This window comes from Acinetobacter sp. B-6, assembly GCF_056930735.1.
Genome location: NZ_JBXPBY010000006.1, coordinates 174,649 through 190,004, shown reverse-complemented (window position 1 = coordinate 190,004; position 15,356 = coordinate 174,649). Strand labels below are relative to the sequence as shown.

Below are 15,356 nucleotides of genomic sequence, written 5' to 3'. Positions count from 1 at the left end.
AAGATCAAAACTGTATCTTATGAAGATACCACAATAAAATTACACTAATTTCTCTGCTTTCAAACTTATACCGACTGGAGAATACCTGTGGAAAATTTATCAATTCAAATTGTACCTGTCACACAAGTGGACTACACACAGTGGTTAGGGTATTGGTTAGCCTATCAAGAATTTTATCAAGTCAGTTTATCAAGTGCAGTCACTCAAACCACATGGCAACGTTTTTTTTCTGATGCCGAACCTGTTTATTGTGCTGTAGCAAAACATGGAGACACTGTATTTGGCTTCGTTCACTATGTCATTCACCGCTCGACATGGGCTGAGCAGGATTATTGTTATCTTGAAGATCTCTATGTTTCACCAAAATCCAGAGGTCAACAGATCGGTAAACATTTGATTGAATATGTTAAACAACAAGCTCAAAAATCCCGATGCGCACGCCTGTATTGGCACACTCAACAAAGTAATCATACAGCACAAAAACTGTATGACTGGGTGGCAGAGAAACCTGGGGTGATTGAGTACCGTATGCCTTTAAATTAATTTAACGTGAATTCGATGCAATTAAATCTTCAACTCATTGAAAGATAATAAATCTATTTGGATTTTTGCTGGATTTTCATCCGATTTTAGGATGAGGAGCGGAGCTCCGCAAGGGCTCGCCATACTTGTTTTGGCATGAGGAGCGAAACTCCGTAAGCGCAACCATCAATATAGTTTCATTTCTCTGATCAATAAAATGAAGGCGATCAATAGATTGTTTGATGATCTAAAGCTTGCACTGCCACGCTTTACTTCTAAAGTTTAAATTGTTTTGCGTAGGCGATGCCTCACTTTTCAGAGATGAAAAGTGACAAAAATCTTTCGTTGAGCGAGGGGTTTATCCTTTACCCCCGCTCAACATGGCGACATCCATGTCGCCTCACGATAGCAAGAACATCAATGATTCAAAAAGTACAAAATAAATGAATCATCCAAGTCACTTGTATGAATAATCAGGCGGTTTGACTGTATCATCTTTCATCAAGGATTTTTATCGAACTCAGGTTAATTTATCCTTGCCAGAAATCAGTCAATTTCTGGCAATACTTTTGCTCAGCGTCGCTTATTCATTGCGCTCAATTTGGATGGTAAAAACACTATTCGAATCTTTATTTTGATATCTAATCGTGCCCTGATGAGCAATCACAATCGCGTGTACCACAGCCAGCCCTAAACCAGTTCCACCAAACTCTTTATTTCTCGACTGTTCTAATCTAAAAAATGGATCGAACAAATGGTCTTGATACTCTTGTGCAATGCCTGGTCCTTGGTCACCAATCTGTAAAATCCAGTTATGATCAATCACTTTTGAAGAAATAGTCAATTGACCTGCATGTGCATAGCGTACTGCATTATCAATCAATGCCATTAAAACTTGCTCAATACGACGTCGATCGCAATATACAGGTGTTGTCGTCAAATCCAGCTGAGGAATAAGTTGGGCTTGAGCCAAACGATCATCAAACAGTTTAATTACACGTTCAATACTTTCCTGTGTATTGACCCATTCATAATTTAATCTTAACTGCTGATTTTCGACCAAACTCAATGTGCGTAAGTCTTCAACTAAATGAGATAAACCTTCAACTTGATTTAACAGGCTTTTAAATAAGACCACATTGGGTTCAAAAACACCATCGATAATGCCTTGTAAGCGACCTTGTAAAATCGTCATTGGCGTTCTAAGTTCATGCGCAATTGCAGCATTCCAAACCTGAGCATTTTTAACTGAAAGCTCAAGTTTTTGTGCCATATGATTAAAGTTATGCATCAATTCAGAAATTTCAGCAGAATGTATCTGGCGGTCATCTGCTCGTGCTGAAAGGTCACCTTGGCTTATTTTCTCAGCGGCTTCTGCTAAATAATTAATCGGCTTAATAAACCGTTGCGCAAGATGCATCCCGATAATCAATGAAATCACCGACCCGCAAAAAACAACCGTAGACAACCAGATCCAATCGACAAAATGAAAGTCGGTCCATTCCCCTTGCAATGAACTTAAAGTAATCCAACCGACATCAATGGCATAGTTATAAATAATATAACCCAGCAAAACCGAGAATAATGTTACGCTCAAATTCACAATACTGAGTGCAATGAACAGCTGCTTACTGATTCCTGACTTATTCTTCATAAGCTTTCCAGCTTTATTCACCACGTGTTGATCCATATCATAGGTTCATTTTTTCTGATCTTACACACTTTTTCCGCAGTTTAAAGATCATTTCTCCGCAAACCTTGCAAACAATAACAGGACCAAATGTTATAGAGTTAAGTGAGATGATTAAACAAAAGCTAAATCTACGCAAGAAAATCGGTTTTATACTTTTAGCGATTGTCGTGGCGTATTGGATTGCCTTTCCTATCATTCCGTTCTTGGAGATTCCTCATAAAGCTTGGGTGATGACAGTCATGGCAATTGGTGGTGAAATTCTCTTATTGATTGTCATTGCCTTATTCGGTAAAGAATATTGGCACAGCATGAAACACAAATTTAAGCGTGTATATTCAACATTTAAAGATCGACACCAGAAAATCAAATGACCTGAATTAAACCAATCAAGATTCAAAATAGGTAAATGCTGAGGGCTGATCTAGTCGGTAACCTACTCCACGAACATTGATCAACATCTGTTGCAACCCAAGTTCTTCAAGTTTTTTCCTTAACTTGCTGACATGGCTATCTACCGTTCGTTCCAATGCATCACTGTCAGGCAAACAATGATTCATCAATTCACTGCGGGTAAAGACTTTGTGCGGATGGTGAATCATCAAACTGAGAATCTTATATTCAGTTAAGGTCAGATTGAGTAAAACGCGTTGATCTTGTTGATAGACATAGGCGCTATGAATCTCAGCATTGATCTCTATATTTTTATAAACGAGGTGGCTATTTTGAACCGAAATATTCTGTTGTGTCCGTCTCAACACTGCTTGCACCCGAGCAACCACTTCATTGGGATTGAATGGTTTGACCACAAAATCATCAGCGCCAATCCGTAGTGCCATCACCTTATCAATATCTTGATCTAATGCTGTCAGCATAATGACAGGGGTTTGCGCCTTTTGACGAATTTTACTCAGTACTTCCCAACCATTCATTTCCGGCAATTTAATATCTAAAAGAATTAAATCAATCGGTTGAGCTGAATGGATTTCAATTGCATGCCGCCCATTCATCGCTCGAATTACCCGCATTCCTTCACGTTTTAAATAACGCTCAATAATATCGCCAATATCATATTCATCCTCAACAACAAGGATCTGTTTATCGCGGCAATCAAAAGAAAATGAGGCTTCAAACATGAATGAATCATCAGATAATTTCTGTCAATCTGCATGATACGCTGATTTATCTGTTTTTCTCCACACTTTTTCCACACTTTGCTGATCAAGGTTACACAAACATCAAAAATAATGTGAACATCAAAAACTCCCAAGGCTTGGACAGAATGCAAAAGCATCTATTACTTCCATTATTTTTATCCATCGGGCTGCTGATGCAAGGCTGTGGCTCCAAGGAGGCAGCTCAACCAGAAACACCACCTGCAAAAGTCAGTGTACTCAACATCCAACCTCAATCAGTCAATTTCAGTGAGAATCTCCCAGCACGTGTACAAGCATTCCGTACGGCTGAAATTCGTCCCCAAGTCGGCGGTATTATTGAAAAAGTGTTATTCACTCAAGGCAGTGAAGTAAAGGCAGGACAAGCACTCTATAAAATTAATTCGGAAACATTCCAAGCGGATGTAAACAGCAATCGTGCATCGCTCAATAAAGCAGAAGCGGAAGTAGCACGTTTAAAAGTTCAGTTAGAACGCTATCAACAATTGCTACCGAGCAATGCCATCAGTAAGCAAGAAGTTAGCAACGCTCAAGCAGAATATCGACAGGCACTTGCAGATGTAGCACAAATGAAAGCCTTACTCACACGTCAAAATCTCAATTTACAATATGCCACTGTTCGCGCACCGATTTCAGGTCGAATCGGACAATCCTTTGTCACTGAAGGAGCCTTGGTTGGTCAAGGTGACAGCAATAAAATGGCTACAGTACAGCAGATTGATAAAGTCTATGTCGATATTAAACAGTCGATCAGTGAATATGAACGCTTACAAACTGCATTGCAAAATGGTGAACTGTCTGCAAATGATCAAAAGACTTTCCGAATTTCCAACAGTCATGGTCAACCCTATAACGTTACAGCAAGAATGCTGTTTGAAGACATTAATGTAGATCCGGAAACAGGTGATGTCACTATTCGTATCGAGGTCAATAATCCTGAAAGAAAGTTACTCCCTGGCATGTATGTTCGTGTAGATATTAACCGCGCTTCTGTTCCACAAGCTTTACTGATTCCTGCTCAAGCCATTCAACGTAATATCAACGGCGAACCGCAAGTCTATGTGATCAATGCCAAAGGTACAGCAGATATTCGCCCAATCGAGCTGGGACAACAATATGAGCAATATTACATTGCCAATAAAGGTTTAAAAGCCGGGGATAAAGTGGTAGTTGAGGGTATTGAGCGTATCCAACCTAACCAAAAACTTGAGCTAAGCGTATGGAAAGTTCCTGTCAATACAACAGCGAATAACTCTGTACATGCCGAATCAGCTGCAACACAAGGAGCTCAATGATGATGTCACAATTTTTCATACGCCGCCCTGTGTTTGCATGGGTGATAGCGATTTTCATTATTTTATTTGGGGTACTGAGTATTCCTAAATTGCCGATTGCACGCTTTCCAAGTGTTGCTCCGCCGCAAGTCAATATCAGTGCGACCTACCCAGGGGCTACTGCCCAAACCATCAATGATAGTGTCGTCACTTTGATTGAGCGAGAATTATCGGGGGTCAAGAACCTGCTTTACTATAGTTCAACAACCGATACCTCGGGTACAGCTGAAATTTCTGCAACGTTCAAACCGGGTACTGACGTTGAAATGGCTCAAGTGGATGTACAGAACAAAATCAAGGCGGTGGAAGCACGGTTACCACAAGTTGTTCGTCAACAAGGTTTACAAGTAGAAGCTTCTTCATCAGGCTTTTTAATGCTGGTCGGTATCAACTCACCCAATGGACAATACTCAGAAGTTGATTTGAGTGATTATCTGGTACGTAATGTGGTTGAAGAACTCAAGCGTGTTGAAGGTGTTGGTAAAGTTCAATCTTTCGGTGCTGAAAAAGCCATGCGGATCTGGGTAGATCCAAATAAATTAATTTCTTATGGTTTATCGATCAGCGATGTAAATACGGCAATTCGTGAAAACAATATTGAAATTGCACCGGGACGCCTTGGAGATCTTCCAGCGACAAAAGGACAATTGATTACCGTTCCTTTGTCAGCTCAAGGTCAATTGGGCAATGTAGATCAATTTAAAAATATCAGTTTAAAGAGTAAAACCAGTGGTAGCGTGATTAAGCTTTCAGATGTTGCAGAGGTTGAAATGGGTTCACAAGCCTACAACTTTGCCATTTTAGAAGATGGTCAACCTGCTACAGCAGCTGCAATTCAGCTTAGCCCGGGGGCGAATGCAGTCAAAACTGCTGAAGGTGTAAGAGCCAAAATTGAAGAATTAAAATTGAATTTACCTGAAGGTATGCAGTATAGCATCCCGTATGACACTGCACCTTTTGTTAAAATTTCGATTGAAAAAGTGATTCATACATTACTTGAAGCCATGGTTTTGGTGTTTATTGTGATGTATTTATTCTTACACAATGTCCGTTATACCTTGATTCCAGCCATCGTTGCACCTATTGCCCTACTCGGGACTTTCGCAGTGATGCTCCTTTTGGGCTTTTCCATCAACGTTTTGACTATGTTCGGGATGGTGCTTGCTATCGGGATTATTGTCGATGATGCAATTGTGGTGGTTGAAAATGTCGAACGGATTATGGCGACAGAAGGCTTGCCACCCAAAGAAGCTACCTCTAAAGCAATGAAAGAAATCACCAGCCCAATCATTGGGATAACGCTGGTGCTAGCTGCGGTATTTTTACCAATGGCCTTTGCCAGTGGCTCTGTCGGTATTATCTATCAGCAATTTACACTGACCATGTCTGTGTCGATTTTATTCTCTGCACTCTTGGCATTGATCTTAACACCTGCCCTATGTGCAACGATACTAAAACCAATTGATGGTCACCATCAAAAGAAAGGCTTTTTTGCATGGTTTGATCGGAGTTTTGATAAAGTCACCAAAAAATATGAATTACTGTTACTCAAAGTCATTAAACATACCATTCCAATGATGGTGATCTTTGTGGTGATCACAGCAATCACCTTTGCAGGCATGAAATATTGGCCTACCGCATTTATGCCAGAAGAAGATCAAGGCTGGTTTCTGACCTCCTTCCAACTTCCTTCAGATGCAACAGCAGAACGTACTCGCAACGTTGTCAATGAATTTGAACAGCATCTAAAAGACAATCCCAATGTAAAAAGCAATACAGCAATCTTAGGTTGGGGCTTTAGTGGTGCTGGTCAAAACGTTGCGATGGCATTTACTACGCTTACGGATTTCAAAGACCGTACTTCTACGGCGACAGAGATGACCAATTCAGTCAACGCTTTCATGGCGAATAGCAAAGAAGGCGCAACCATGGCGGTGTTACCTCCTGCCATTGATGAATTAGGTACGTTTTCAGGTTTTAGTTTACGTTTACAAGACCGTGGAAATTTAGGTATGCCTGCATTACTGGCAGCTCAAGATGAGCTGATGGCAATGGCAGCCAAAAATAAAAAGTTCTATATGGTCTGGAACGAAGGTTTACCGCAAGGGGACAATATTTCTTTAAAAATTGATCGTGAAAAGCTCAATGCTTTGGGTGTGAAGTTTTCTGATGTCTCTGACATTATTTCAACCTCAATGGGTTCAATGTATATCAATGACTTTCCTAATCAAGGACGGATGCAACAAGTCATTGTTCAAGTGGATGCCAAATCACGGATGCAATTAAAAGATATTTTAAGTCTCAAGGTAGCAGGCTCAAGCGGACAATTGGTTTCTCTGTCTGAAGTGGTCACACCTCAATGGAGTAAAGCACCACAACAATATAATCGCTATAACGGACGACCATCTTTAAGTATCGCAGGTATTCCAAACTTCGACACTTCCTCTGGTGATGCAATGCGAGAAATGGAACAATTGATTGCTAAATTACCCAAAGGTATAGGCTATGAATGGACGGGTATTTCTTTACAGGAAAAACAAACCGAGTCTCAAATGGCATTTTTACTGGTTCTTTCAATGTTGGTCGTGTTCCTTGTATTGGCTGCACTTTATGAAAGTTGGGCGATCCCGCTTTCTGTCATGTTGGTGGTTCCTTTGGGCATTTTTGGAGCAATTGTTGCGATCATGTCGAGAGGTATGATGAATGATGTGTTCTTTAAAATTGGCTTAATCACCATTATCGGTTTATCGGCGAAGAATGCCATTTTGATTGTTGAATTTGCCAAGATGCTCAAAGAAGAAGGCATGAGTTTAATTGAAGCCACAGTTGCAGCAGCTAAACTTCGTTTACGCCCTATTCTGATGACTTCACTGGCGTTTACCTGTGGTGTGATTCCTTTGGTGATTGCATCAGGTGCAAGTTCTGAAACTCAACACGCATTAGGAACAGGTGTATTTGGAGGCATGATTTCTGCGACGATTTTAGCGATTTTCTTTGTCCCGGTATTTTTTATTTTTGTCTTAGGCGCAGTAGAAAAAATATCCTCTGCAAAATCACCATCAAAACAAGACCCGCAACTTTAATACAGCATAATAGATCAGAAGAAAACTGATGTTTTCCTCTGATCTTGCTGATGTTTTCACCTTTTATAAATGGGTAAAAATCATGCCTAAATCAACACTCCTATTGCGTGGATTGATTGTCTCCACACTATCCATTGCTTTGACCGCTTGTATGAATTTACAAGCACCAAAGCCTGTCATTCAATCTAATATTCCTGAAAATTTTACTCAAAATTCTGCTCTAAATCGCTCAGAAATCTCAATTGCCCATCAAGGCTATTCAGATTTCTTTTCGGATGCCCGCTTATTGCAAGTCATTGAAATGAGCTTAGCGCATAACCGTGATTTGCGTACAGCAACGCTCAATATTCAACGAGCGCAGCAACAATATCAAATCACTAAAAATGATCAACTTCCGACAATCGGTGCCAATGGCAGTGCGCTTAGACAAGTCAACCCGACGGTTAATCCCAATAATCCTTATTCATCATTCCAAGTCGGACTGGGCATCACAGCCTATGAAGTTGATTTTTGGGGACGTGTAAAAAGCTTAAAAGATGTGGCTTTAAATCAGTATCTTGCCACTCAAAGTGCGCAACAATCCACCCAAATTAGCTTAGTCAGTCAAGTGACTCAAGCTTGGTTAGATTATGCTTTTGCACAATCTAATTTAAACTTAGCCAGGCAAACACTAACTGCCCAACAGGATTCCTACCATCTGAATAAAAAGCGATTTGATGTAGGGATTGAGAGTGAAGTTCCTTTACGTCAAGCCCAGATTTCTGTGGAAACAGCTCGAAATGATGTTGCCACCTATAAAACGCAAGTCGCACAAGCCCAAAATCTGCTGAACTTATTGGCAGGACAAAGCGTCCCTCAAAGCCTACTCCCCAATCAAGCAGTTGAACGTATCAGTACACAAGCTACTTTTACTACGGGTTTGAGCAGTGATTTACTCAATAATCGACCTGATATCAAAGCTGCCGAATACCAACTTCTTGCCGCAGGTGCCAATGTGGGGGTGGCAAAAGCAAGACTGTTCCCCACGATTAGCTTAACGGGTTCTGCTGGCTATGCTTCAACAGATCTTCAAAATTTATTTAAATCAGGTGGCTTTGTTTGGTCAATTGGACCTAGTCTGGATCTACCCATTTTTGATTGGGGGACTCGAAAAGCCAATATAAAAATTTCTGAAACAGATCAAATGATTGCACTTGCAGATTATGAAAAAGCCATTCAATCAGCATTCCGTGAAGTTAACGATGCTTTAGCAGCACAGGCTCATATAGACGAACGTTTAGATGCGCAACGTCGACTTGTCTCGGCAACACAAACCACTTATCGACTTTCTTCGGCTCGCTTTAAAGCAGGAATCGACAATTATCTTTCAGTTTTGGATGCTCAACGTTCTGCTTATACTGCTCAACAAGGTCTACTCACATTAGAGCAAAGCAAATTGAACAATCAAATTGAATTATATAAAGCTTTGGGGGGAGGATTAGAACAAAAATAATAAATGTTGGCTCAAGTAAAGTACGAAAATTAAGTACTAGAACGATACTTTCGCCATAAAAAATTCGGTATGGCTCAAGCCTTGTTTTATGAATAAGGCTTGAGAAAATTAAAGACTTGGTGAATAGACTAAACACATCTCTATGAATATCCATAAAAGCGAATAGTATTGATCATTTAAATAAAAAATTTATTTCACTTAGAACCAGCAATATTTTGAATTTTAAAAACATCAACTTTACTGATCATTTTTAATTTTAAAAGCAGAAAAATTAATGTTACAGTATATCATAACACTATATTTTATCTTTTCTTTATGTCTACGTCTCCTTCCCAGCGCTTACAAGCCATTGATGCATTAAGAGGTTTAGTTATCTTAATCATGATGGTTGATCATGTCAGAGAAACCTTTTATCTACATCATCAAGTTCCAGATCCGATGATTATTTCAGCGACAGAAGAACCCTTAATTTTAAGCAGAATTTTGGCTCATTTATGTGCGCCTGTCTTTGTCATTTTGACGGGTTTATCGGCATATCTTTATCAAGCAAAAAATAATAGCCTTCAGATGACCCGTAAATTTTTAATCAAACGTGGGCTTTTTTTAGTTTTTCTGGAATTGCTAATAATCAACTTTGCATGGACTGGGAAATTTCCACCCGATGTCATTTATCTACAGGTGATTTGGGCAATTGGCATAAGTATGCTTGCTTTGGCAGCACTGATTGGATTACCGCAAAAACTGCTATGGTGTATCAGCTTGATGATTATTTTTGGTCATAACCTACTTGATCAAATCTCCTTTGAAAATATCCCAGTTTTACACCAACTTTGGCTCATCTTACATGACCGTGGATGGATCGAAATTGGAGACATCGTTCGTTTAAGAACCTCTTATCCTGTTTTGCCTTGGATTGGTGTGATTACACTGGGATATTGTATTGGTCATCAGGTTTTTGCCCCATCCAATGATACGGCAAAAAGAAATCAGATCTTGCTCCGCTTTGGTTTATCCAGCATTGCACTATTTTTCATACTGAGAATCATCAATCTCTATGGTGATCAAGCATGGCAAGTTATGCCAGCATTCTCAGAAACATGGATGAGCTTTATGAACCTCACCAAATACCCACCTTCGTTACTGTTTATTCTTTGGAATGCAGGTATGGGGCTTATTCTTTTGGTACTTTTACAAAAAGTTGAAACACAAAAATGGGTTAAACCGTTAATTATTTTTGGTTCAGTTCCTATGTTTTTCTACATCGTTCATTTATATCTTTTAAAAGCGTTGTATCTGGTTGCAGTGCAAATTTTCGGTACGACACAAGGTCAATACTATGGTGTAGATCAGGTCTCTACCTTATGGTTAATCTCCATACTATTGAGTATTTTGCTCTATCCATTGATGCTCAAATTTTCCAAGTTTAAACATCAAAACAAACACATCCCCATTTTAAAATATTTATAAAATGCGTTTGGGCTAAATCAGCACATATACACTCAACACACTGATGCTAAATGATTTTAGCATCAGTTTTTCTTAAAATATCACCAACATCTTAGAATCATAGTATCCTTTAAATATGGGACTCATCATGTTTCAGTGTCGGTTCTGATCTTAATTTCTGGGCGAGAAATTGAATAAATACTTCTATTTTTGGCGCTAAATAGCGTGTCGGTGGATAGAGTAACCACGCAGCACCACTGTAATAGGTTTTAAAATACCATTCTGGCAGAACTTGCAACAAAGTATGGTTTGCCAAAGCCTGACGGGCAACGAAGTAAGGTAAACTTGCAATCCCCATATGATTTAATGCTGCATCTAAGCGTATACCAGTATGATTTGCAGAATATCGTCCTTTAACAACAACACTGGTGGTTTTATTGCCTTTTTGAAACTTCCACTTTGAGTCGCTGGCTTGCTCACCCAAATAGATACATTGATGATCCACTAAATCCTGAGGCTTTCGTGGAATGCCATAACGTTTGAGATACTCTGGAGTTGCGACCAGTACATGATCAATCTGAATTAATTTTCTTCCCTTTAATCCCAATGCTGGTTCATTGGTAATCCGTATCGCCAAATCAATCTCATCATCAATAAAATCAACAATGCGATCTTCCAATAACAGTTGAATATCGACTTTGGGGTATCGTTCTAAAAATTCAGCAAGATGTGGATGAATCATATAGTGTCCCACAGCTTTGGGTACGCTGATCCTTACTGTACCACTGGGTTCACTGTTTAATTTTCCTGTGTTATCGATTACAGCCTGAGCAGCATTGAGCATTTCAAGACAATGTCCATAAATTTGCTGACCACTTTCGCTCAAACGTAATTTTCGTGTAGTTCTTTGCAACAGTCTGGTTTCTAGTGCCTGTTCAAGTCGAGTAATGGCCTTACTGATTGCAGAAGGTGTATTGCCCAGTTGTCGTGCTGTTTCTGAAAAACTTCCTGTCTCCACAACCTTGACGAAAATAGCCATTTCCTGAAGTAATGCAATGCTTTGATTTGTGCCCATGAGGAAAAAGTAAATTCATTTTTTACTAGATTATCATCAATAGGATTGCTTCATATAATTCTTTCTTAGAAATTTGCGTAGAAGTTAATATGACTCAGGCTTTATATTTATCTGACCAGACCAGTGCAGACGTTCAGGTTTTATTCTGCGAATTAAATCAAGATGGTTTATTTGCAGTTCGGCTAGAACAAACACCGTTTCATCCTCAAGGCGGTGGACAACCGAGTGACTTAGGTACAATCAACGATGTGAATGTCGTGCATGTTGTACAACAGGATGGTGATATTATTCATTATTGTCAGGGTGAAATTGCTCTGGGTCTGGCTTTTGCCCAAGTTGCCCAGAAACAAAGACATTTTTATAGTCGTCTCCACTCCGCAGGTCATTTGATCGGGCATATCATGCAAAGCTTTGGGTGGCATCCTGTAAAGGCACAGCATTGGCCTGAAGATGCAAAAGTGCAATTTACCCAATCAGAAAGCTCACAAGATATTAATCAAATCCATCTACAAGAGATATGTCAGCAATACATTCGCCGTGATTTACCCCGTATGATGCAACAAAATGACCAAGGTTATCGTGAGGTTGGTTTTGGCGACCTGCCTAAATTTCCTTGTGGTGGGACACATGTTCAATCTTTATCAGAAATTGGCAGTATCGAAATTACTGCCTATAAAATAAAAAAAGGCAAACTCACAGTTGCCTATAAAGTTACAGAGATGTGCCTATAATATTTAGGCAGATCTCTTCATTTTTTGGAGATACGCTATATTTGACTAAGATGAAAGATCAGAAGATAAAACTTTAAATAAATCACGATGCCAAGCAACTAAAGTCATCAAGATATACATTGGAATAATTAGCCAGCACGATTAATCATCCTTTGGGGGAATTGAAACTGTTCTATTTTTACAAAATATTTTGCATGATTTTGTTCAAATACATATTCAACTTGAGTGAATAACTATGGATATCACCATCTATTTGCCTATTTCCAGATATTTTACCCAGTCGTAATCGAGCACGAATGATCACAAACTAACGCTCAAGTGCTGCAAGCCTTTTTAACTGCTTTCTTGCGATCACAATTTTTTCTTTGGTGGTTTGCAATTGTTCGGCAATCTGTTGCATGGTCATTGTTGAGCTGGTAATGATTGCTTGATTTGCCAAAAGCCAACGCTTATTTTCGATACGTTGTGGATGAGGTTTTTTGACTTTTGCATAACATCTTAAATAGCGAGCATAACTACTGACTTGATCTTTGTTTAAACCATATTGTTGATACAAATCTTCAAAACCATCCCCCAATAACTCATCTTTATGTTCGATTGCCCATTGATGATTTAATACCACTTTTTCCCGTTGAATATTCAATTCTTTTCGAAGTCGAGAAACTTTGATGCCTGAAAAATTCAATTGCTTCATCACAGTTTGACGGGAGTTTTGCCGTATAAAATCTGCCAGTTCTGGTGTTAGGATGCAGGCATAACTGCCACGGGTCGTACTATACGCCCGACCTTTGTAAATGATTTGACCGATCTCTGTCTTATACTCTTCATAGACATCCCAATCCTCACCTTGCCAATCTTTAATGACTTTAATGGGGTGAAGTTTAGGTTTATATCGAGAAGTCATCACAGCAGCCTTTTTTAATACGACTATACTGTTTTATAAGTTTACCTTTATAATTTCAAGATATATTATCTAAAAAATGAATTATTATTTTAATTTTTTTTAACAATTTGCTATTTTATGAGACAGTTTAGTAGAAATCATCCAATATCTTGAAAATCTTCCGTTCGCGTTAATATTGAAATGATCTCAAACAGAACTGCTCAATCGCGAAACAAGTACCCGCCATATCCTAAAATTTAAATTGAGTACCCGTCAAAATTACCCGCAAAACTCTTAAAATAAGTATAGGGTCTGTGGACAATTCGTCTATGTTTGCGACTAGGTGTGTTTTTTAGGCGATTCTAGGCACAAAATACGAAATTTAGTCATTCTAAATGATTAGTTCGTAACGACGAAGCGACAAAAAACACGCTAGTCCCGAAGGGTTGTGGCTAAAATTATCTCAGGCTACGTTATGAAACTTAAAAATAGTCTCGCTATTCTCTTCATTTCATGCCTTGCCTGCTCAATTTTAACCTACAACGCAAGCCATTTATGAAATGTCCACAGCCCCTAAGTTAAATCCATTATTTTTTAAATAAACAATTGATTTATAGATTAATAATAACTTGATAAATCTGTTCAAATTGTTGGCAAAAGTCTTTCATCTGTTGTTCTGTCATATCAGCCGTACTGATTCTTATGCCTTCAACTTCTTGATTGACGCTAAAATCTCGTCCTGAACGTACCAACCAACCTCGTTGCGATAAAATCTTGCTGATTTTGTCTGCATGTGGCAATTCAAGCCAGATATTTAGACCATCATAATGCATCGCACAAGGGATATTAAACTGTTGTAAATACTGCACAATTTTTTTATTCTGTTGTTGGTAATAAGATTTTGCCTGATTTAAGTTGACTGAAAATTTTTCAGCACTGAACAACTGGAACACCATTTCTTGGATGATATGACTGACCCATGTTGAGCCTGCATTCAATTTTCGTCGCAATCTATCTGAAGTTTCAGCATCACAACCAACAAATGCAAAACGAAAATCTGGCGATAAGTATTTGGATACTGAACGTACTACAGCCCAATGTTTCGTTGTGGTGGGAATGATATGTTGGTAACAGGTTTGAGAAAGCACTGAAAAATGGTCATCAACAATCACCAATACATGTGGATAGTTTTCCAATAGTTTTGAAATTTTCTCAGCCTGAGTGCGATCTAAACTATAGCCTGTTGGATTTTGCGCACGTGGCGTAATAATCAATGCTTGTGCACCTGCATATAAGGCTTGTTCAATTGTATCAAGAACAAAACCATCGCTCCTGACTGTAAAAGGTTGCATTTTAAATTGCTGATGTTCAATTGCAGAGATACTGGTGATAAATCCTGGTTGCTCGACAGCCACTAAATCGGAAGGAACGAGGTAGGCAGCGAGTATTCGCTCAATCGCATCGACTGCACCGTAGGTAAATTCAATTGAAAATGGTTGAGGAAGATCTGCAAAAACCTGTTGTTGGGCAATATTTAATAATTCAGCATGATAGATGTTTTCACCATATAAACTGCTGTTCAGATGACCAAAATTGATTTGACTTAGAGTTGGTAACCATTCTCGGTGGGGATTACCATGAGCCAAATCGACTGTGCCCTCATTTAATGCTTGAAAGCCTTCTGATATTCGACAAGATTGTTTTGATTTGACTTGTGTGCCTAAACGTCCTTTAGACACCACAATGCCCATCGACACTAAACTTTTATAGGCAGCAGCCACCGTATTTCGGTTCAGCCCAAGTTGTTCTGCTAACTCACGGACACTGGGCAAGAAGTCGCCTTCATTTAACTGCCCTTCATTGATCAGTGTACGAATATTATCTTGAATATCCTGAGCGCTGTTGCCTTTAATTTTCATAAAAAA

At 39.1% G+C, this 15,356-nt stretch carries 12 protein-coding genes; 7 read left to right on the top strand and 5 right to left on the bottom strand.

From position 1 onward, the window contains the following. Positions 1–87 precede the first annotated feature (87 nt). Positions 88–543: a GNAT family N-acetyltransferase gene (locus AC1Z3T_RS09495; RefSeq protein WP_042066058.1), complete on the top strand. Its 456-nt coding sequence runs from the start codon at positions 88–90 to the stop codon at positions 541–543. A 562-nt stretch (positions 544–1,105) separates the two neighbouring features. On the opposite strand, the gene adeS is transcribed toward AC1Z3T_RS09495, so the two are convergent. After that, positions 1,106–2,176 (bottom strand): two-component sensor histidine kinase AdeS, encoded by a 1,071-nt coding sequence (gene adeS, locus AC1Z3T_RS09490; RefSeq protein ID WP_058971611.1) that lies wholly within the window; start codon positions 2,174–2,176, stop codon positions 1,106–1,108. 146 nt (positions 2,177–2,322) lie between these two features. Between adeS and AC1Z3T_RS09485 the strand changes: the two genes are divergently transcribed. Continuing rightward, complete coding sequence (locus tag AC1Z3T_RS09485; RefSeq protein ID WP_100885781.1) at positions 2,323–2,586, top strand: transporter suffix domain-containing protein; 264 nt, start codon at positions 2,323–2,325, stop codon at positions 2,584–2,586. 15 nt (positions 2,587–2,601) lie between these two features. Here AC1Z3T_RS09485 and adeR read toward each other — a convergent pair whose 3' ends face one another. Continuing rightward, positions 2,602–3,348: an efflux system response regulator transcription factor AdeR gene (gene adeR / locus AC1Z3T_RS09480; RefSeq protein WP_100885782.1), complete on the bottom strand. Its 747-nt coding sequence runs from the start codon at positions 3,346–3,348 to the stop codon at positions 2,602–2,604. A gap of 146 nt (positions 3,349–3,494) precedes the next feature. On the opposite strand from adeR, the gene AC1Z3T_RS09475 reads away from it, so the two are divergent. The 4 genes from AC1Z3T_RS09475 to AC1Z3T_RS09460 all read left to right on the top strand — a co-directional run bounded on the left by AC1Z3T_RS09475 (position 3,495) and on the right by AC1Z3T_RS09460 (position 10,763). Further along, on the top strand, positions 3,495–4,682 hold the full coding sequence (locus AC1Z3T_RS09475) for an efflux RND transporter periplasmic adaptor subunit (RefSeq protein ID WP_100886322.1): 1,188 nt from the start codon (positions 3,495–3,497) through the stop codon (positions 4,680–4,682). After that, complete coding sequence (locus tag AC1Z3T_RS09470) at positions 4,682–7,804, top strand: efflux RND transporter permease subunit (RefSeq protein ID WP_100885783.1); 3,123 nt, start codon at positions 4,682–4,684, stop codon at positions 7,802–7,804. The genes AC1Z3T_RS09475 and AC1Z3T_RS09470 overlap by 1 nt, the downstream gene beginning before the upstream one ends. 82 nt (positions 7,805–7,886) lie before the next feature. Continuing rightward, a complete protein-coding gene (adeC, locus tag AC1Z3T_RS09465; RefSeq protein ID WP_157811020.1) occupies positions 7,887–9,296 on the top strand; it encodes an AdeC/AdeK/OprM family multidrug efflux complex outer membrane factor in 1,410 nt (469 codons plus the stop codon). A gap of 315 nt (positions 9,297–9,611) precedes the next feature. Further along, positions 9,612–10,763 (top strand): acetyltransferase domain-containing protein, encoded by a 1,152-nt coding sequence (locus AC1Z3T_RS09460; RefSeq protein WP_100885785.1) that lies wholly within the window; start codon positions 9,612–9,614, stop codon positions 10,761–10,763. 109 nt (positions 10,764–10,872) lie between these two features. Here the strand turns inward: AC1Z3T_RS09460 and AC1Z3T_RS09455 are convergent, their stop codons facing one another. Further along, positions 10,873–11,817 carry a LysR family transcriptional regulator gene (locus AC1Z3T_RS09455; protein WP_046760546.1) on the bottom strand — a complete coding sequence of 315 codons (945 nt, stop codon included), beginning with the start codon at positions 11,815–11,817 and terminating at the stop codon, positions 10,873–10,875. A gap of 89 nt (positions 11,818–11,906) precedes the next feature. Between AC1Z3T_RS09455 and AC1Z3T_RS09450 the strand changes: the two genes are divergently transcribed. Further along, complete coding sequence (locus tag AC1Z3T_RS09450) at positions 11,907–12,548, top strand: alanyl-tRNA editing protein (protein WP_121774183.1); 642 nt, start codon at positions 11,907–11,909, stop codon at positions 12,546–12,548. A 307-nt stretch (positions 12,549–12,855) separates the two neighbouring features. On the opposite strand, the gene AC1Z3T_RS09445 is transcribed toward AC1Z3T_RS09450, so the two are convergent. Together AC1Z3T_RS09445 and AC1Z3T_RS09440 are read right to left on the bottom strand one after the other, a co-directional pair. Then, positions 12,856–13,452, bottom strand: a complete 597-nt coding sequence (locus AC1Z3T_RS09445; protein ID WP_121774184.1) for a hypothetical protein — start codon at positions 13,450–13,452, stop codon at positions 12,856–12,858. Between the two features lie 590 nt (positions 13,453–14,042). Then, positions 14,043–15,350, bottom strand: coding sequence for an aminotransferase class I/II-fold pyridoxal phosphate-dependent enzyme (locus AC1Z3T_RS09440; protein ID WP_419320514.1), 1,308 nt, complete (start codon positions 15,348–15,350; stop codon positions 14,043–14,045). Positions 15,351–15,356: the final 6 nt, after the last annotated feature.

Bases quoted from the DNA above. Each gene is read 5' to 3' on its own strand.
- AC1Z3T_RS09475 (WP_100886322.1), top strand. From the start codon at position 3,495: ATGCAAAAGCATCTATTACTTCCATTATTTTTATCCATCGGGCTGCTG.
- adeR (WP_100885782.1), bottom strand. From the start codon at position 3,348: ATGTTTGAAGCCTCATTTTCTTTTGATTGCCGCGATAAACAGATCCTT.
- AC1Z3T_RS09450 (WP_121774183.1), top strand. From the start codon at position 11,907: ATGACTCAGGCTTTATATTTATCTGACCAGACCAGTGCAGACGTTCAG.
- AC1Z3T_RS09460 (WP_100885785.1), top strand. From the start codon at position 9,612: ATGTCTACGTCTCCTTCCCAGCGCTTACAAGCCATTGATGCATTAAGA.
- AC1Z3T_RS09440 (WP_419320514.1), bottom strand. From the start codon at position 15,350: ATGAAAATTAAAGGCAACAGCGCTCAGGATATTCAAGATAATATTCGT.
- AC1Z3T_RS09470 (WP_100885783.1), top strand. From the start codon at position 4,682: ATGATGTCACAATTTTTCATACGCCGCCCTGTGTTTGCATGGGTGATA.
- adeS (WP_058971611.1), bottom strand. From the start codon at position 2,176: ATGAAGAATAAGTCAGGAATCAGTAAGCAGCTGTTCATTGCACTCAGT.
- AC1Z3T_RS09445 (WP_121774184.1), bottom strand. From the start codon at position 13,452: ATGACTTCTCGATATAAACCTAAACTTCACCCCATTAAAGTCATTAAA.
- AC1Z3T_RS09455 (WP_046760546.1), bottom strand. From the start codon at position 11,817: ATGGGCACAAATCAAAGCATTGCATTACTTCAGGAAATGGCTATTTTC.
- AC1Z3T_RS09485 (WP_100885781.1), top strand. From the start codon at position 2,323: ATGATTAAACAAAAGCTAAATCTACGCAAGAAAATCGGTTTTATACTT.
- adeC (WP_157811020.1), top strand. From the start codon at position 7,887: ATGCCTAAATCAACACTCCTATTGCGTGGATTGATTGTCTCCACACTA.